The sequence below is a fragment of the Streptomyces viridifaciens genome (assembly GCF_001888885.2).
Classification (GTDB): Bacteria; Actinomycetota; Actinomycetes; order Streptomycetales; family Streptomycetaceae; genus Kitasatospora; species Kitasatospora aureofaciens.
This window is the reverse complement of sequence record NZ_CP090840.1, coordinates 593,055-609,405: the sequence shown is the minus strand read 5'-3', so window position 1 is coordinate 609,405 and position 16,351 is coordinate 593,055. Positions and strand designations below refer to the sequence as shown.

19 protein-coding genes and 1 pseudogene are annotated in these 16,351 nt (G+C 71.8%); 15 read left to right on the top strand and 5 right to left on the bottom strand.

All coding sequences use genetic code 11. The features are described from left to right. The first annotated feature begins 34 nt into the window (after positions 1-34). The 5 genes from BOQ63_RS02720 (at position 35) to BOQ63_RS02700 (ending at position 5,838) form a co-directional block, all read left to right on the top strand. Positions 35-391 carry an arsenate reductase ArsC gene (locus BOQ63_RS02720; RefSeq protein ID WP_232543275.1) on the top strand — a complete coding sequence of 119 codons (357 nt, stop codon included), beginning with the start codon at positions 35-37 and terminating at the stop codon, positions 389-391. A gap of 20 nt (positions 392-411) precedes the next feature. After that, complete coding sequence (locus tag BOQ63_RS02715; RefSeq protein ID WP_072653840.1) at positions 412-882, top strand: GNAT family N-acetyltransferase; 471 nt, start codon at positions 412-414, stop codon at positions 880-882. A gap of 1,519 nt (positions 883-2,401) precedes the next feature. Continuing rightward, complete coding sequence (locus BOQ63_RS02710) at positions 2,402-2,992, top strand: ribonuclease FAU-1 family protein (RefSeq protein WP_465398261.1); 591 nt, start codon at positions 2,402-2,404, stop codon at positions 2,990-2,992. Positions 2,993-3,471: 479 nt separating this feature from the next. Continuing rightward, positions 3,472-4,542 carry a serine hydrolase domain-containing protein gene (locus tag BOQ63_RS02705; protein ID WP_079183474.1) on the top strand — a complete coding sequence of 357 codons (1,071 nt, stop codon included), beginning with the start codon at positions 3,472-3,474 and terminating at the stop codon, positions 4,540-4,542. Positions 4,543-4,656: 114 nt separating this feature from the next. Then, the gene (locus BOQ63_RS02700) at positions 4,657-5,838 is read left to right on the top strand and encodes a serine hydrolase domain-containing protein (RefSeq protein WP_454130891.1); all 1,182 of its coding nucleotides are present in this window, start codon (positions 4,657-4,659) and stop codon (positions 5,836-5,838) included. Positions 5,839-5,963: 125 nt separating this feature from the next. On the opposite strand, the pseudogene BOQ63_RS02695 reads toward BOQ63_RS02700, so the two are convergent. Then, a pseudogene (locus BOQ63_RS02695) lies at positions 5,964-6,371 on the bottom strand (NUDIX hydrolase); the annotation flags it as partial. Here BOQ63_RS02695 and BOQ63_RS02690 point away from each other — a divergent pair. Continuing rightward, positions 6,291-6,500 carry a hypothetical protein gene (locus tag BOQ63_RS02690; protein ID WP_046385670.1) on the top strand — a complete coding sequence of 70 codons (210 nt, stop codon included), beginning with the start codon at positions 6,291-6,293 and terminating at the stop codon, positions 6,498-6,500. The pseudogene BOQ63_RS02695 and the gene BOQ63_RS02690 overlap by 81 nt on opposite strands. 12 nt (positions 6,501-6,512) lie before the next feature. On the opposite strand, the gene BOQ63_RS02685 is transcribed toward BOQ63_RS02690, so the two are convergent. Beyond that, positions 6,513-6,671, bottom strand: a complete 159-nt coding sequence (locus BOQ63_RS02685; protein ID WP_232543274.1) for a DUF1330 domain-containing protein — start codon at positions 6,669-6,671, stop codon at positions 6,513-6,515. Between the two features lie 4 nt (positions 6,672-6,675). Between BOQ63_RS02685 and BOQ63_RS02680 the strand changes: the two genes are divergently transcribed. The 4 genes from BOQ63_RS02680 to lspA all read left to right on the top strand — a co-directional run bounded on the left by BOQ63_RS02680 (position 6,676) and on the right by lspA (position 8,528). Then, positions 6,676-6,894: a hypothetical protein gene (locus BOQ63_RS02680; protein ID WP_141763729.1), complete on the top strand. Its 219-nt coding sequence runs from the start codon at positions 6,676-6,678 to the stop codon at positions 6,892-6,894. A gap of 152 nt (positions 6,895-7,046) precedes the next feature. Continuing rightward, entirely contained in the window at positions 7,047-7,517 is a 471-nt protein-coding gene (locus BOQ63_RS02675) for an HIT family protein (protein WP_072653301.1), read from the top strand. Between the two features lie 46 nt (positions 7,518-7,563). After that, positions 7,564-7,695 (top strand): helicase associated domain-containing protein, encoded by a 132-nt coding sequence (locus BOQ63_RS02670; RefSeq protein WP_232543270.1) that lies wholly within the window; start codon positions 7,564-7,566, stop codon positions 7,693-7,695. Positions 7,696-7,940: 245 nt separating this feature from the next. Continuing rightward, a complete protein-coding gene (gene lspA / locus BOQ63_RS02665; RefSeq protein ID WP_030556492.1) occupies positions 7,941-8,528 on the top strand; it encodes a signal peptidase II in 588 nt (195 codons plus the stop codon). 615 nt (positions 8,529-9,143) lie between these two features. On the opposite strand, the gene BOQ63_RS02660 is transcribed toward lspA, so the two are convergent. Beyond that, on the bottom strand, positions 9,144-9,929 hold the full coding sequence (locus tag BOQ63_RS02660; RefSeq protein ID WP_030556490.1) for a helix-turn-helix domain-containing protein: 786 nt from the start codon (positions 9,927-9,929) through the stop codon (positions 9,144-9,146). 63 nt (positions 9,930-9,992) lie between these two features. Between BOQ63_RS02660 and BOQ63_RS02655 the strand changes: the two genes are divergently transcribed. Further along, positions 9,993-10,799 carry an SDR family oxidoreductase gene (locus BOQ63_RS02655; RefSeq protein WP_030556488.1) on the top strand — a complete coding sequence of 269 codons (807 nt, stop codon included), beginning with the start codon at positions 9,993-9,995 and terminating at the stop codon, positions 10,797-10,799. 479 nt (positions 10,800-11,278) lie between these two features. Here BOQ63_RS02655 and BOQ63_RS02650 read toward each other — a convergent pair whose 3' ends face one another. After that, entirely contained in the window at positions 11,279-12,391 is a 1,113-nt protein-coding gene (locus BOQ63_RS02650; protein ID WP_072653300.1) for an FAD-dependent oxidoreductase, read from the bottom strand. Positions 12,392-12,584: 193 nt separating this feature from the next. Between BOQ63_RS02650 and BOQ63_RS02645 the strand changes: the two genes are divergently transcribed. From BOQ63_RS02645 to BOQ63_RS02630, 4 genes are all read left to right on the top strand, one after another. After that, positions 12,585-13,538, top strand: coding sequence for a GlxA family transcriptional regulator (locus tag BOQ63_RS02645; RefSeq protein ID WP_030556483.1), 954 nt, complete (start codon positions 12,585-12,587; stop codon positions 13,536-13,538). A gap of 206 nt (positions 13,539-13,744) precedes the next feature. Then, positions 13,745-14,425 carry a DJ-1/PfpI family protein gene (locus BOQ63_RS02640; RefSeq protein ID WP_030556481.1) on the top strand — a complete coding sequence of 227 codons (681 nt, stop codon included), beginning with the start codon at positions 13,745-13,747 and terminating at the stop codon, positions 14,423-14,425. A gap of 46 nt (positions 14,426-14,471) precedes the next feature. Then, positions 14,472-14,798, top strand: coding sequence for a hypothetical protein (locus BOQ63_RS02635; RefSeq protein ID WP_030556478.1), 327 nt, complete (start codon positions 14,472-14,474; stop codon positions 14,796-14,798). A 41-nt stretch (positions 14,799-14,839) separates the two neighbouring features. After that, on the top strand, positions 14,840-15,409 hold the full coding sequence (locus BOQ63_RS02630) for a DUF3159 domain-containing protein (RefSeq protein WP_360466502.1): 570 nt from the start codon (positions 14,840-14,842) through the stop codon (positions 15,407-15,409). Positions 15,410-15,685: 276 nt separating this feature from the next. Here the strand turns inward: BOQ63_RS02630 and BOQ63_RS02625 are convergent, their stop codons facing one another. Further along, the gene (locus tag BOQ63_RS02625; RefSeq protein WP_072653298.1) at positions 15,686-16,084 is read right to left on the bottom strand and encodes a hypothetical protein; all 399 of its coding nucleotides are present in this window, start codon (positions 16,082-16,084) and stop codon (positions 15,686-15,688) included. Positions 16,085-16,351: the final 267 nt, after the last annotated feature.

Sequence of the window (16,351 nt, the reverse complement as noted above, 5' to 3'; positions counted from 1 at the left end):
GTTCGTTTGCGTCCACAACGCCGGCCGCTCCCAGATGGCCGCCGCCTTCCTCACCCGCCTCGGCCCAGGCCGGGTCGAGGTCCGCTCCGCTGGCTCCGCCCCGGCCGAGACCGTGAACCCGGCCGTGGTCGAGGCCCTGGCCGAGGTCGGCATCGACATCTCCGCCGAGGTCCCGAAGGTGCTGACCGTCGAGGCCGTCCAGGCGTCCGACGTGGTGATCACCATGGGCTGCGGCGACGCTTGCCCGTACTTCCCCGGCAAGCGGTACCTGGACTGGAAGCTGGAGGACCCGGCCGGCCAGGGTGTCGAGGCCGTGCGCCCGATCCGGGACCAGATTGAGCAGCGCATCCGCGGCCTGCTCGCCGAGCTCGGCATCGAGGCCGCCGCGTGACCACCGTGACGGTCACCGGGATGCTCCCGCAGCACGCCGAGCAGGTGCTGGCGATCTACCAGGCCGGAATCGACGGCGGCGACGCCACCTTCGAGACCACCGCACCGACCTGGGAGGCCTTCAACGCCTCCCGCCTGCCCGAGCACCGCCTGGTCGCCCTTGACGGCGACCGGGTGCTGGGCTGGGCCGCCGTGGTGCCGGTCTCCGACCGGTGCGCGTACGCCGGCGTGGTCGAGCACTCCGTCTACGTCCACCCCGACGCCCAAGGCCAAGGCGTCGGCCTGGCTCTGCTGACCGCGCTGCTGGACTCCATCGACGCCGCCGGCATCTGGACCGTCCAGTCCGGCATCTTCCCCGAGAACACCGCCAGCCTCGCCCTGCACACCAAGGCCGGCTTCCGTATCGTCGGCACCCGCGAACGGCTCGGCCGCCACTTGGGCCGCTGGCGCGACGTCGTCCTTGTGGAGCGCCGCAGCCCAACTGTGGCCTGAGCCGGTAAGCAGGCCACCCTGCGGTCCTGGCCCGCGCCTACAGCTCGGTCCACCCGCACGCCCGGCCGTTGCTGCTGAGCGGGCGGGTGCGGACGGTCCGCGCTGCAGCAGGTCCTCGATCCGGGCGGCGCCGGCCGGGACGGCGGTGAGCATCTCGGCGGTGGCCGGGTTCTCCTCGGCGGCCAGGCGCAGGTCCGTCACCGCCGAGCGCACCCCGGAGGCCACGGTGCCGACCATGACCACCAGCAGCCGCGGGAAGGACCGCCAGCGCCGCTCCCACGCCCGACCCGACCCGTCCTCGCCGGCCTGCTCCCAGACCTGGGCGCAGGCCGCCAGCTGCGCCGCGGTCTCCTCGGCGCCGACCCCGGGGCGGTGGCGTTCGACGAACGCCCGCAGCCGGTGCCGCTCCTCGCCGGTGCCGGCGGTGTACGCGAGCTCGGCGGCGGGCCGGTACACGCCACCGCCGGCGGACAGCTCAGGGTGGGGGAGGAGGTCGAGTGGGCCGCAGGCCTTGCCGCGGGTGCGGGCGTCGGTGGCGAAGGCGGCGTGGATCCGGCCGACGTCGAGCAGGTGCTCGCGTCCGTGCCGCACGGCGAGCTGTTTGGTCTCCGGCACGGCTGCAGGGCGGCGGGCCTCGGGGAAGGTGGCCGCCACCGCCGCGCCCTGGGCGGTGAGGTGCCAGGCCTTCGCCCGGCCAGCCCGGGGCAGGGTCACGAAGTCCGCCAGGCCGTCGGCGTGCAGGCGGGTCAGCCGCTTCTGGGTCTGCTTGTCAGCACCTGCGATGCCACCACGCCAACTCCGGGTCTTCCATCGGCTCGTGATGCGTTCGCTCGAGGAGCGCCGCGTCCAGGCGCTCGACCTGCACCCGGAGTTCGCTGGCGGCCCTTGGCGGAAGCATGAACAGAGCATCTTGCAGCTTGTCCCGGGCCCAACCCTCCCCGCAGCAGAGGCAGGTGAACTCCGCCTCCCATTGCCTCCACCGGCGCCTCGTGCCGTGGACGCGCACGGACCACACGCTCAGCGCCACCGCAATGATGCCCGGAGACAATCGCTCCCGTTCGAGCACACGGACAGCGGCATTCGCCGCTCCCGACAGACCTGGGACATCGCGATGCCGCAGCCAGGGCCTATCCCCGCCGCGTTCCCGCGGCCGAAGTGAAGCTGGTGTTCTACGAGGCACGGCCCCTTCGGATGCAAGTCATGGACGGCATCCTCCCACAACCCAAGATCGGCCGGACAGACTCTAGCGGCTGGGGGGTCGGTTCGTGGTTCGGCATGGGGGTCGGGGGGGTCGGCTCGTGGTTCGGTTCGGCAGCCCGCCGTCCGTCCCGCTTGTTGCCTGTTTGTGCTGTTCATCGGGGGTGCCGGGCCGAACTCACCACCTCGACTTACCTCCCTGGGCCCCTGGCTGGTGGTGGTGGTTGTGGTGGGTGGGTTGGGGCGTTGGTCGGTGTGTCCGGTCGCTGCGCTGTGCCCCTTTTCTCTGCGTCCGGCTGGTGCCGGCCGCGTGTGGACCGCGATGCCCCAGCGGGTGATCGCCGACACCGGCCACGTGGTGACCCTGGCCTACTGGCCGGGGATCGAGAGCCTCGCCCCGACGACCTGGATCACCGCGACCCGCACCGGCGACGACACCACCCGCAAGCAGGGCCTTCAAGACCTGGCGGCCGGCACCTGGACCCTCGGCCGCTACCGGTGGACCGGCACCGAGCTGCTGAGCCACTTCCTGGCCGGCGAGTGGTTCTCCGTGCACTGCTTCCAGGACGCCACCACCCACGAGCCGCTGCGCTGGTACGTCAACTTCGAGAAGCCCTACCAGCGCCGTCCTGGCGGCATCGACACCCTCGACCTGTGCCTGGACCTCGTCGTCACCCCCGACCAGTCGGGGCACCACTGGAAGGACCGCGACGAGTACAGCCAACTGCGCCGCCTCGGCCTGATCGACGACTACCTCCACCACCAGGTCGAGCAAGCCCAAGGGCGGCCGATCGCCATGCTCGACAACCACACCGGACCGTTCGCCGCCGGCTGGCCCACCTGGGCACCGGATCCGTCCTGGCCGCTGCCGACCCTGCCCGACGACGCCGACGACCCGGCCGCCGGGCGGTGACCGCGCCGATCCCCGTGCGGGTGTGCGCGGTGCTGGTTCACGCCTGTGCGGCCCCGACTTGGAGGATCAGTGAACCGGTATCGGATGATCGAGATCGTCGAGCGCGTCATCGAGTCCTATGTCGAGGAGGTCGACTACGAGGACGTCGACACCAACGTTCTTGCGGAGAACGTCGTCCAGGCGCTGGAGCGGGCGGGGGTGGGCGCCACTGACGAGGGGCTGAGGGGACCCGGCGTAGGAGTACGGCCCTGGCCGGGGCTCGCTCCCGGAGTCTGCTCCCGGGCGCGGTCTCGTCCCGGGTGCGGACGAACTCCCCTGCCCCGGAATGGTCCTCTTGATCGAGGCCGGGAAGCACCGGCTCCATTCATTGAAAGGGTCCTCTCGTGTACGACCATGCACCGCACAGCTGCTTCCCGCTCTCCCGCCGGGGCGGCCTACATCGGGCGGTGGCGGTCGTGACCGCCGTGGCTGCCGTGGTCATGTCGGTCGGGGCACTGGCACCGACCGCAGCGTTCGCGGGCGGCAGGCCGGACAGCGTCCAGGCCAGCCTGAACGCGCTGGTGGAGGACGACGGCCTGCCCGCCGCGCTGGCCACCGTCAAGGGCCGTGACGGCCACACCCGCAGCTACACCGCCGGCGTCGGCGACCTCGCCACCGGGGCCAAGGTCCCCGTGGACGGGCAGATCCGGATCGGCAGCAACACCAAGACCTTCACCGCCGTCGTCGTCCTCCAGCTCGTCGCCGAGGGAAAGATCGGCCTCGACGCGTCCGTCGACACCTACCTCCCCGGCCTGCTGCGCGGCGACGGCATCGACGGACGGAACATCACGGTCCGTCAACTGCTTCAGCACACCAGCGGCCTGCCCGAGTATGTTGACACGAGCTCGATACTCGCCAGTCCGAAGCGGTACTACGAGCCGCGTGAACTTCTCGACGCGGCCCTCTCTCAGAAGGCTCACTTCGCCCCGACCGCGCGCTGGGAGTACAGCAACACCAACTACCTGGTGGCGGGTCTGATCATCCAGAAGGTCACCGGGCGGCCGCTCGGTGAGGAGGTCAACCAGCGCATCGTCGACCGCATCGGCCTGCGCCACACCTACTTCCCCACCCCCGGGGACATGAGCATCCACGAGGCCCACCCCGAGGGTTACAACCGGGACGCCGACGGCTCGCTCCGCGACTACACCGAGCTGGATCCGTCCTGGGGCTGGGCGGCGGGCGGCGTCGTCTCCACCAACAGCGACCTCATCCGCTTTTACACGGCACTGCTCGGCGGTCGCCTCCTCCCGGCGGCGCAGCTCGCCGAGATGCGCACCACCGTCCCCGCCGAGCTCTTGGGCCCGGGGGTCCGCTACGGGCTGGGCCTGGTGAGCCGGCCACTGCCGTGCGGTGGCCTGTACTGGGGCCACGGCGGGGCCATTCCGGGCTATGAAACCGCCGGGGGCGCCACCGACGACGGCCGCGCCACCAGCATCGCGGTGACCATGCTCCCGAGCGGTACGGCCGGGCAGCACCTGGAGGCCGCGGTGGGCTCCGCCCTGTGCCGCTGACTCTCCCCGATCCGGCCTGAGCGCCCGCACCGGTACGACCAGCAGGTTCTGCGCACATCTGTGCGCAGAACCCGCGCGCCCTACTGATCCCCCCTGCAGCAGAGGAGTTCCTCCGTGAACGAGCACGTACAGCACAACCGGGCCCACCGACACCGCCGTGGCCGGCGCGGGTTGGCGGTCGCGGTGGCCTCCGTGGCCGCCGTGGCCGCCGGCGTCGTGGCGGCCTCGGCGCTGGCACCGACCGCGGCGTTCGCGGGTGGTAGGCCGGACAGCGTCCAGTCGAGCTTGAACGCGCTGGTGAAGGACGACGGCCTGCCCGCCGCGCTGGCCACCGTCAAGGGCCGCGACGGCCACACCCGCAGCTACACCGCCGGCGTCGGCGACCTCGCCACCGGGGCCAAGGTCCCCGTGGACGGGCAGGTACGGATCGGCAGCAACACCAAGACCTTCACCGCCGTCGTCGTCCTCCAGCTCGTCGCCGAAGGAAAGATCGGCCTCGACGCGTCCGTCGACACCTACCTCCCCGGCCTGCTGCGCGGCGACGGCATCGACGGACGCAACATCACCGTCCGTCAACTGCTCCAGCACACCAGTGGCCTGCCCGACTACACGGACGCCCCCGCGCTCTCGGACTTCAGAACGATCCAGCACCGCTACTTCGAGCCCCGCGAGCTCCTCGACGGCGCCCTCGCCCAGAAGGCCCGCTTCGCCCCGGGCGCGCGCTGGGAGTACAGCAACACCAACTACATCGTCGCCGGACTCCTGATTCAGAAGGTCACCGGACGGCCCGTCGGTGAGGAGATCACCAAGCGCGTCATCGACCGCATCGGCCTGCGCCACACCTACTTCCCCACCCCGGGGGACATGACCATCCACGAGGCCCACCCCGAGGGTTACAACCAGGGCGCCGACGGCTCACTCCACGACTTCAGCGAGATGGACCCCTCGATGGCCTGGGCGGCGGGGGCGATCGTCTCCACCAACAGCGACCTCAACTCGTTCTTCACCGCGCTCCTCGGCGGCCGGCTCCTGCCCGCGGCGCAGCTCGCCGAGATGCGCACCACCGTCCCCGCCGAGCTCCTGGGCCCGGGGATCCGCTACGGGCTGGGCCTGCAGAGCAAGCCGCTCTCCTGCGGCGGCCTCCTCTGGGGCCACGGCGGGACCATTCCGGGCTACCGCTCCCGCGGCGGGGTCACCGACGACGGCCGCGCCGCCAGCATCACGGTCACCACCATCCCCGGCGACGCCGGGGCGCAGCACATGGCGGAGGCCCTGGACGCGGCCCTCTGCCACTGAACCACCTCCGGCGCGTTCGGGTTGCCGGACACCGGGCGGACGGCCCCGCAGCTTCCGTTATCGGGAGCCGCGGAGCCGTCCGCGAAGTACTCATGCTCGGTGAGCGTGACCAGTGTGTCGGCGGGCACCGTGACGGTGAAGACGAACTGCCGGGTCCTGCGCTCCCGCGTGTTGGTGAAGTCCAGGTGTCTGGCGTACTCGAGTTGCGCCGGATCGAGGACGATCCCGGTCTCCTCGGCCAGCTCCCGCACCGCGCCGAGCAGGGGGTCCTCGTCGGGGTCCAGTCCGCCGGCCGGGTAGTCCCGGATGCCCGGCAGGACGTCGTCCGGGAGCCGGTGCGTCACCAGCACCACGGCTTTGTCGTTGGCGACGGCAGGTGAGCAGGAGCGCGGCGGAGCGGGGTTCGATGCGCCAGGTGAGGGCGTAGGCGCGGGCGACGACCTGGGGCAGAGGTGACCGTCACCCCGGTGCCCGGCCTCGGCGACGAGGCCATCGACCTGGTGAACGCCCCGAAGGGCCCGTACGCGACCCAGGAGGTGCTGGCCGTCCGGATCGGCGACAAGGTCCTCTTCCTGGATGGCGACAACATCGTGGACCGGCTGCCGCACATCAAGGACCTCGCGGCCCCGATCGCCAAGCACATCAAGGAGGTTGCGCCCTGAGGCTCGTGGGGCTCAGTGCTCCTTGAGGCTGTCCGCGCCCTGGTAGCCGGCCGGCACGCCCTCGGCGGTGATCACGTCGGCGACCATGTGCCGGGTGCGCAGCGGCAGGATCTCCCGGTAGGCGGGCGAGTCGTACCAGGCGCGGGCCCGCTCGTAGTCGGGGAACTCGATCAGGATGAGACCGAGTGGTCCCCAACTGGAGCTGCTGGCCGAACACGGACGTATGGGGCCGGTGTGGTGGCGCTACGGCCGCCCCGGTCGGCACTGCCTGCTCAACGCGCTGGAGAACCCGAACAACCTCGCCGCCTACAACCAGCGCCAGAAGGGCCGCCAGGACCACCGAGATTGGATGTGCGTCCTGGCCTGTATCGACTGCGGCAATGCAGCCACGTGATCATTCTGACGGCCCGGCACCGCCCGACATAGCAACTGGGCGACACGGCATGACGGGGCGAACGCGGCACCGGATTCGGTAGTACGACCAATGCTGGCCGAACGAAGTCCGGCACCCGTTCCCTGCTGCCGCAGTGCCATAACCTCTTGTCCGTGGCCAGGACATGGGCGGATTCGTGGGAAGCGGAATGGGCGGGCGAGGGGTGCGCCAAGTGTGCACAGGGTCGCCCGGACGAGGACGAGTGGGGCGTCCGCTGGTACGCCGATTCGTTCGCTGACGCCTACCTGCTGAAGCGGCCCGCGAGCCCGGGGTACAGCGTGGTGGTGTTCCGGGGGCGGCACGTGCCCGATCCCGCACTGTTCACCGACGCGGAGGTCACGGGCTACTGGTCCGCGGTTCGGACTGTCGGCGCTGCGATTCATCGCGTCTACGCGCCCGCGCAGATCAACTACCAGTGCATGAACAACTCCGTGGCCCACGTGCACACCCACGTCCTGCCGCGCTACCTGGACGACTCAGGACCGCGCACCATGCTCCCGGACCAGGCATTCGCTGGCGCCCACTCGCTCGCCCCGGCCGAGCTGCTGGCGCAGCTGGCCCGCCTGAAGGCAGCGCTGCGGTAGGTTCCCGCGAGCCTAGGACGGCCCCGCCACCCGCACCGGCGGCGAAGTGGATCCCGCCTTCCGGCCCGGCGCCTGGCTGCGCAAGCAGGACAAGGCCCGCACCGACGGCAAGCTGACCGACCAGCAAACCGCACTCCTGAACGCGCTCCCCCGGCACGCCGAGACCGTCACCGGCTGACCCGCCCCGCAAGATCCCGCCGTCCCGGCTCCGACATCTCGGAAAGCACGCGATGACCGACACCTGGGTGGCCCTGGTGGAAGGCCGGATCGTCCATCGCGCCAGCTCGGGCGGCCTGCCGGAGCCCGTCTTGCACGCCGAAGCGTGGCAGGCCGGCGCGACTGAAAACTGGAGCCAACCGCCTGCCCGATGCTTTCCCTCGCAGGCTCTTGTAACGTGGCCTCGTCTAGGGCGGCTCGGCATCCATGGAGCGGATCATTACTACCCACAATGCCTCGCAATCCCAGCCCGAGACCGTGACGCGGGCTGTTGGCAAGCGCACACTGGCTCTGACCGCTCTCGTGACGGCGGCCGTTCTCACCTATGCCTTGGATCTCGGCAGCAAGCTTGTGGCTGTCTCGCGGTTGGAAGGCCAAGAGCCCGTTGCCATAACGGGCCACGTGCTGACGCTGCAAGTGTTCCGGAACTCGGGTGCGGCTTTCAGCAGCGGGCAGGCCTTCACTGTTGTGTTCACGGCGATTGCGGTCGCGGTTGTCGTGGTCGTCGCGCGTGCCGCGCGTAGGCTTCAGAGCCTTCCCTGGGCTGTCGCTCTGGGCCTGCTACTTGGGGGCGCGCTCGGCAATCTGACTGACCGGACCTTCCGAGAGCCCGCGGTATTTCGCGGGCACGTCGTCGACTTCATCTCCGTCGAGCACTTCGCGGTGTTCAATCTCGCAGATTCGGGCATTGTCTGCGGCGGTGCCCTGATGGTCCTCATGACGATCCGGGGCACTTCTCTGGACGGCTCAGCCCCCCAGGATCGGCAGAGCCGGAGCATTCTTTTCCCGCGGTGAGATCCGCAGTCCTGTCCCGATGCAGCCGCCAACGGCTCTGTCCCCCATCCGCAGCGTGACCGGGCAAGCAGGCGAGGTGAGAGATACGGGTGGACGAAGGCCAGGCGCCCGGGTGCATCCGGGCCGGACCGAGGAGACCCAGACCAAGCGACCCTTGTTGTCGGTGAGCGCGGCAGGCCGTGGCGTTTGTGCTTACCGGAGTGTGCGCTGTGAGGCGCTTGTTGTTCGAGTGGAGGTGGGTCCAGCGGGCCGTCCTTTCGGCCTGGCGCCCGGTCAGCAGCGGGGCGGCCGCCGCGGGGGGATCCTGCCCCCGGCATCACACCCGCGAACGCGGCGGCACCCCGGCTCCCCTTCAGGGCCGGGGTGCCGCCCGGCGCCCTCAGTGGCCTCCTGGGCCGCTGGTGTGCTCGGGAGTGCGCCACGACCGGCGCTGTCCGCACGGGCCAGAGCCACCGTGCGCGGACTCACCAGTGGTCCCGCTTCCTCGACATGTCCCGTGTCTTCGGGGCAGCCGACGTTCATCCTTGAGGGCCTGCTCGGCGGGCATTGCGGCACCATGCCTGGGTCGGCAGGGCCGGACGAAGGGTCCCTGGCCGGTGGCAGGCGTCTGGTGCGTCACAGGAGACGTGCCAGGGCCGCCTCGGAGGGGCTACCGGCCGTCGCCTGGTACACGATGACCACCTGGTGCTCGGCGCCGCCGACGGTGAGGGCCTGCCTCCGCAGAGCGAGGCTGCCGACGACCGGGTGCGTGAAGCGCTTGAGCTCGTCCCGGGCGGGCCGCGTCTCGTGCCGCGTCCACAGACGACGGAACTCCTCGTCCGTCTCCAGTTCGCCGACCAGGCGGACCGTCCTGGGGTCGCGCGGGTCGGCTTCGGCGCGCAGGGCCGCTGCGGTCTGCGCCGCCACCTGCGCCCAGTCGTGGAAGAGCCGCCGGGACGCCGGGTCGAGGAACACCGCTCGGACCAGGTTGCTGCCGGCCTCGTACATCGGGGCGAGCGCGCGGGCCTGCTTGTTCGCCGCCAGCACGTCGAAGTACCGGTTCCGCACGTACGCGGGGAGGCCGGTCCACGCGTCGAGGAGCCGGTGCACGTCCGGCGAGACCTCGGTCCGTGACGGCGGCTCAGGGGCCGGACCGACGAGGGCGTACAGGTGGGCGGAGGCGTCGGCGTCCAGCTGCAGCGCCCGCGCGAGGGAGCGCAGCACCTGGGGAGACGGATGCCGGTCGACGCCCTGTTCGAGCCGGACCAGGTACGGCTCGCTGATTCCGGCGAGCCGGGCCAGTTCCTCCCGGCGCAGTCCCGCCACCCGGCGGCGTCCGCCGGCGGGCACCGCCACATCCGCCGGAGCGACCCGTGCGCGCCGGGCCTTGAGGAAGTCTCCCAGAAGATTGTCGGCCACCATGCCGTGAGGGTAACCCTGCGGGGGTGCTGGCTGCCGAGGTGCGAACGGCGCAGGCTCGACGTCATGAAGACCTGGTTCATCACCGGCGCGTCCCGCGGCTTCGGCCGCATCTGGGCCGAAGCCGCTCTCGACCGCGGCGACCGCGTCGCCGCTACCGCACGTGACCCCGAAACGCTGCGGCCCCTCCTGGACGCCCACGGGGACGCCGTCCTCCCCCTGAGACTCGACGTGACCGACCGCACCGGCGTCACTGCCGCGGTGCGGTCGGCCGCCGAGACCTTCGGCCGCCTGGACGTGGTCGTCAACAACGCGGGCTACGGCCTGTTCGGCATGGTCGAGGAGACCACCGAGGAACAGGCCCGCGCCCAGCTCGACACCAACCTGTTCGGCCCGTTGTGGGTGACGCAGGCGGCCCTGCCGTACCTGCGGGCCCAGGGCAGCGGTCACATCCTGCAGGTCTCCAGCCTCGGTGGCCTCGCCGCGTTCCCCACGCTCGGGCTGTACAACGCCTCGAAGTGGGCCCTGGAGGGGATGAGCGAGGCCCTGGCCCAGGAGGTCGCCCCCTTCGGGATCCACGTGACCCTGGTCGAACCCGGCCCCTACGGCACCGACTGGTCCGGGGCCTCCGCCGTGCACACCGAGCCGCTCCCCGCCTACGAACCCGTCCGCGCCGCGCGCCGGGCCGGTGCCTCCGCCCGTACGCCCCAGGACGCTCGGGACACGGCCGCCGTCGTCCTCGAACTCGTCGACACCGACGCACCTCCCCTGCGGCTCTTCCTCGGCACCTACCCCTATCCGGTGGTCGAGGCGGCCTATCGGAAGCGGCTCGACACGTGGAACGACTGGCGGCACCTCGCGTCCCGTGCATGACCGGTCCGGGCACGCCAACCGCGGTCGTGCCGTGCCGTCGTGGGCGCGGAGGAAGCCGGCATGGGACGGCGTCTGAGGCGACTGGCGAGTCGCCATCGCCTACCGCCACGCTCGACGGTGCCGCCCTGGAGGCGTTGACCGCAGAGGGGGCGGCGTTGCGTCGCCAGGTCGTCGACTTGGCCGAGCGGCTCGCCGTGGTTCGGTCGGAGCAGCCCCCGGGCGGGTTCGAAGAAGGCCACTGAGCCCTGCCCGCGTGGAGGCCCCGGCAGACTCCCGAACGGCGGTCAGTTGGTCTGCCCGCTGGCGGGCAGGGAATTTCCCCAGTAGCGGACAGTCGATCCCCCCGCCGACCCACCAGCGCAGCCGGGGCCGTCGCCGGGCCGCCGCGGAGAGGGGGAGCGGCCGTCACGCCGGGCGGCGGGAGGACCCCCGGCGGTGGAGTGGCCTTCGTGGTGGCCGCTCAGCTTGGCGCTGCCCGATCAGGCGTCTTGCGGCGGGAGGATGTCCTCCAGTGCCTTCGCGCAGTCCAGGGCGGCCCGGGCGGAGCGGGGATGCACGGTGTGCTCGTAGGCGAGGACGGCTTCCTCGATGCTCGTCTCGGCGACGAGGGCATGGGCCAGGTCGCTGCCGTCGAGCATGGCGAGGTTGGCGCCGAGGCCCACGGGCGGCATCAGGTGCGCGGCGTCGCCCAGCAGGGTGATGCCGGGCACGTGCTCCCAGGTGTGCGGGACGGGCAGGACGAACACGGGCCGGGCGGTGAAGCCGGACTCGCTGTGACGGACGAAGTTGAGCAGGCTCCCGTCCCAGCCGTCGAGCAGGTTCACCACGTGCGCGCGTACGGTCTCGACGTCGTCGAACGACACACCCGCCGCCGCCTGCCAGTCCTGCGGAGCACGGAAGGCGATGTAGACGCGGATGTGGCCTTCGCCGTTGCGCTGGGCCAGCAGGGCCCTGCCGTCGGCGGTCGCCAGCATGGTGCCCTTGCCGACGAGGGCGGCCAGCGCCGGGTGGCGGGTGTCGCAGTCGCTGAATCCGGTCTCGATGAAGGTGACGCCGCTGTAGGCGGGCGTGGCGTCGGACACGGACGGGCGGACGCGCGACCAGGCACCGTCGGCGCCGATCACCAGGTCGGCCTCCTCCGTGCTCCCGTCCTCGAACACCAGCCGCCAGGTGCCGTCTCCGATCGGACGGACGGCGGTCACCGCGCGGCCCCACCGGACGGTGCCCTCGGGAAGGGAGTCCAGGAGGAGGGAGCGCAGCCGGCCCCGGTCGATCTCGGGGCTGTCGTCATCGTGGCTCGGCGGCCCCGGGACGGGCAGGACGGCGGCGGTGGCCGGGTCGAGTATGCGCCACTCCTGGCTCTCCGGGCGGGCCAGAGCACGGAACCCGTCTAGCAGACCCGCCGCCCGCAACGCCACCTGCCCGGTGCCGGAATGGATGTCGAGGCTACCGCCCTGGGGGCGGGCGTCGGCGGAGTTCTCACGTTCGAAGACGGTGACCGGCCGGCCGTGACGGTGCAGGACGCGGGCACAGGCGAGGCCGCCGAGGCCGGCGCCGACGACGGCGATGCGGGCGTTGGTGGTGGAGCGCATGGGACTGTCTCTCGGTAGGTCCAGGGGTGCCGGGGATCCGGCGCTCCGCCACGGAAACACAGATCGTCCGCGCGGGGCCAACGATTATCAGTCGTCCCACGGCGCTTGCCCCGCTGATCCTTTGACTCATGCCGTGGCGGACCCGTAGGACAGGGGGAGCCGTCGTGGCCCCGTCCGGAGTTGAGGAGTCGTCGTGCACACCGTCGCGGTCCTGGCGCTCGACCAGGTCATCCCGTTCGACCTCGCCACGCCCCTGGAGGTGTTCACCCGGGTCCGGCTGCCGGACGGGCGCCATCCCTACCGGGTGCGTGTGTGCGGACCCGGGGCCCGGATCCCCGCCGCGGGATTCGTGATCACCGCCCCCTGGGGTCTGGAAGGGCTGGCCGACGCCGACACCGTGATCGTTCCCGGGCGTGCGGAGGCCGCGCCCCCACCGGGTGAGGAGGTGCTGGAGGCGTTGCGCGCGGCGGCGGCCCGGGGCACCAGGATCGCCTCGATCTGCGCCGGTGCCTTCGACCTCGCCCTGACCGGACTGCTCGACGGACTGGCGGCGACCACCCACTGGGCTGCCGCCGCCGAGCTGGCCCGGCGCTTCCCCGCGGTCGAGGTGTGCCCCGACGTCCTCTACGTCGACAACGGGCAACTGCTCACTTCCGCGGGCGCCTCGGCAGGGCTCGACCTGTGCCTGCACATGGTCCGTCGCGACTTCGGCTCCGCGGTGGCCGCCGATGCGGCCCGGCTGGCCGTCACCCCGCTGGAACGCGAAGGGGGCCAGGCGCAGTTCATCGTCCATCCCCAGCCACCGGTTCCGCGGGGCTCCGCACTCGAACCGGTGCTCGCCTGGCTGGAGGAGCACCTCGACGAGGAGCTGACGCTCGACGTGATGGCCCGGCGCAGCGGCATGAGCGGGCGCACCTTCAGCCGACGGTTCCGTGAGCAGACCGGCACCACACCGCTGCAGTGGCTGCTGCGGGCCCGGATCCGGCGGGCGCAGTTCCTCCTGGAGAACACCGACCACACCATCGAGCGCATAGCCGACCAGGCCGGGTTCGGTTCCCCGACCGCCTTCCGAGAGCGCTTCAAACGGGTCGCCGGCACGACCCCGTACGGCTACCGCGCCGCCTTCCGCAGCCGCGAGCGCAGCTGAGCGGGTTTCGCCGGCCGGAGGACGCCGGATCCGCGTCGACGCGGTGCCCGGACGCGGCCGGCGAGCCGTTCCGGGCAGCGGGGCGCGCTCCTGGCGAGATCCCGTTGGAATGTGTCATTCGAGCCCGTCTCCACTGCGCGCACGCGCTCATAGCATCGAGGCGAAGCCGGTGACCACCGGCTTCCCGCCCGATGAAAGGCGCTCACGTGCACGTCCAGATCGTGCTGTTCGACGGGTTCGACCCGCTCGACGCCATCGCACCGTTCGAAGTCCTCCACGCCGGCGCAACCGCCTCCGGCGGCGCGGTCAGCGTGGAACTGGTCAGTGCCGAGGGTCCGAGGGAGGTGGTCAGCGGCACCGGCGGACTGTCGCTGCGCGCCACCGGCCTGCTCGACCCCCGTCGTCCCGGTGTCGTCCTCGTGCCCGGCGCTTCCGGACGCCTCGGCGATCCCGACGACGGCGCGGACCTCGAGGACGACGGTGGGCAGGAGGACACCGTTGCGGTCCGGCTGGCTCGTGCGCTGGACACCGAGCTGCGGTCGCTGCTCGGGGCCGCCATGGAGGACACGCGGATCACCGTGGCGACGGTCTGTGGCGGCGCGCTCGTCCTGGCCATGGCGGGCCTCCTCCAGGACCGCCACGCGACCACCCACCACCTGGGTCTGGACCTCCTCGACGCGACCGGCGTCCACGCCGTTCGCGCACGCGTCGTCGACGACGGCGACCTGGTCACCGCCGCCGGGGTCACCTCCGGACTCGACCTCGGCCTGTACCTGCTGGAACGCGAGGTGGGCCCGCGGATCGCCCATGCCGTCGAGGAGTTGTTCGCCCACGAGCGCCGCGGCACCACCTGGCGCCCCGGCGGTCTCGCGCCCGCCGCCTTCTGAACGCTCCGCACCACCCCGCACGTCACGAGTGAGGAAACGCCACTTCATGCCCACCCACATCCAAGGTGTCTGGGATCTCACCATCGTCACGCCCATCGGTCGGGTCCGGCCCGTCGTCGAACTGGGTCTCCAGGACGGAAAGTTGGTCGGCACCGCCCGCGGCGCGGGTGAGAACCTGCCGCTCCGGGACATCGTCCTCGACGGTGACCGGCTGACCTGGAAGCAGTCCGTCACCCGGCCCGTGCGACTCGATCTGACCTTCACCGTCACCGTCGAGGGTGACACGCTCACCGGTACCTCCAAGGCCGGTCGCCTGCCGGCCTCGAAAGTCACCGGCCGACGCCGCCGCAGCGACGAAGCCGAGCCGGCGTGACGGCCGCACCACGCGCCAGGTCGGCGGCCACCGCCACTGCTGTGGCAGGCGCCCCAACCCTGGTGTTCCTGGCCGCCAACGGGACGGGCGGCCCACGCGCCGCTTCGGTGGCCGCGACGGTGACCGCCGTGCTCGTCCTCGGGTGGCGGCTGCGCGCCCGGCAGCATGTCCCGCACGCGGTCCTCGGCGCGCTGCTGGCCACCGGGTGCGCGGCCGTGGCCGCCTGGACGGGTCAGGCACGGGGGTTCTTCCTGCTCCCGATGGCCGTCCCGGCCGCGGCGACGGCGGCATGCCTGCTGTCCCTCGCGGCCGACCGCCCGCTGGCCGGTCTGGTCGCGAACAGGGTGGTGGGCGGCCCGCCCGGGTGGCGCTCGAACCGCGTGCTGCACCGCTTCTACGCGGTGTCGACCGTGGTGATCGCGCTGGTGAGCTTCGCGAGCCTGGCCGCGCAGGTGGCGCTGTACCGCTGGAGCGACGTCACCTGGCTGGGACTCCTGCACGTCCTCATGGGACCGCTATGGGCCGCCATCACGGCACTGTCCCTCCTGCTCGCCCGCAGAACGGTCACCCGTGAGCGGAACGCCGCCGACGCTGACGGCCGCACTCGCTGAACCGGTGGCCGACTGGATCGCGCCCGCACGGCGGCCTTCGCGCGGCGCGGCCCCGGGCAGGACCGGCTCCGCGCAGCGCGCCGGTCAGCCGCCGTGCCTCGGCCTCGTCGACCGGGACGGCCGGCTCCTGTGCCGCCGCTCGCCCACACCCTTCCCCTGCCCGCCAGCGGCTGCCCGAACCCGGCGCCGGCCTGTGTCATGCCCTGTGAGGGTTGTAGGGGTTGTGTTATTGACCGGCCATTTCCCCAGGTGGGAGCGGTTCACAGGCGGGCTGTGTTACCTGTAGGGCACTGTCTGGCCGGCGGTCACGGCGGCGTCCATCGTGGCGACCAGCGCGATCCGCTCGCCCATCACCAGGTCGGGGAGCGCCTGGGCGTACGGGCTGCCGGTGACGACACCGGCGGCCAGGTCGTACGCCAGCTCCTCGGCCAGCTGACCGTCGCCGCCCGGGACGACCTCCCGGCCGGCGGCCCGCTCGATCGCGTCGGCGGCCTGCTCCAGCACCGCGCAGTGCCTGCCCTCCGCCTGCCGGGCCGCGAGAGAGCGCACCCACCCGGCCACCACGCGGCCCACCTCGCCCGCCTCGGCGAGCACCTCGTTCACCGCGCGCTGCCGCTCCCGCTGCGCCTGGTGCTCGTCCTCGGCAAGCGGCTCCGCTGCCAGCAGGACGCTCATGTTCCTTATGACCGGTGAACTTCACCACCTTCATCAAGGTCACGCGCACCGGGTGAGTTTCGCCCCGTCAAGGTGCCACTTTCGCCTCGTCAAGGTGTCTGGCCCTCGGCTGCCGGTGAGTTTCGCCGTGGCCTCTTGTGAGTTCCGTCCCGGAGAAACTCCCCACCGCACCCATGAGGGCCGGGCCTGTCAATTGGCAGGCTGGTTCATCCGGGAAGGTGTGATGGCTTCCCGGGGCGATCTTCTGGGGCTTCCCGACAGCTGTTC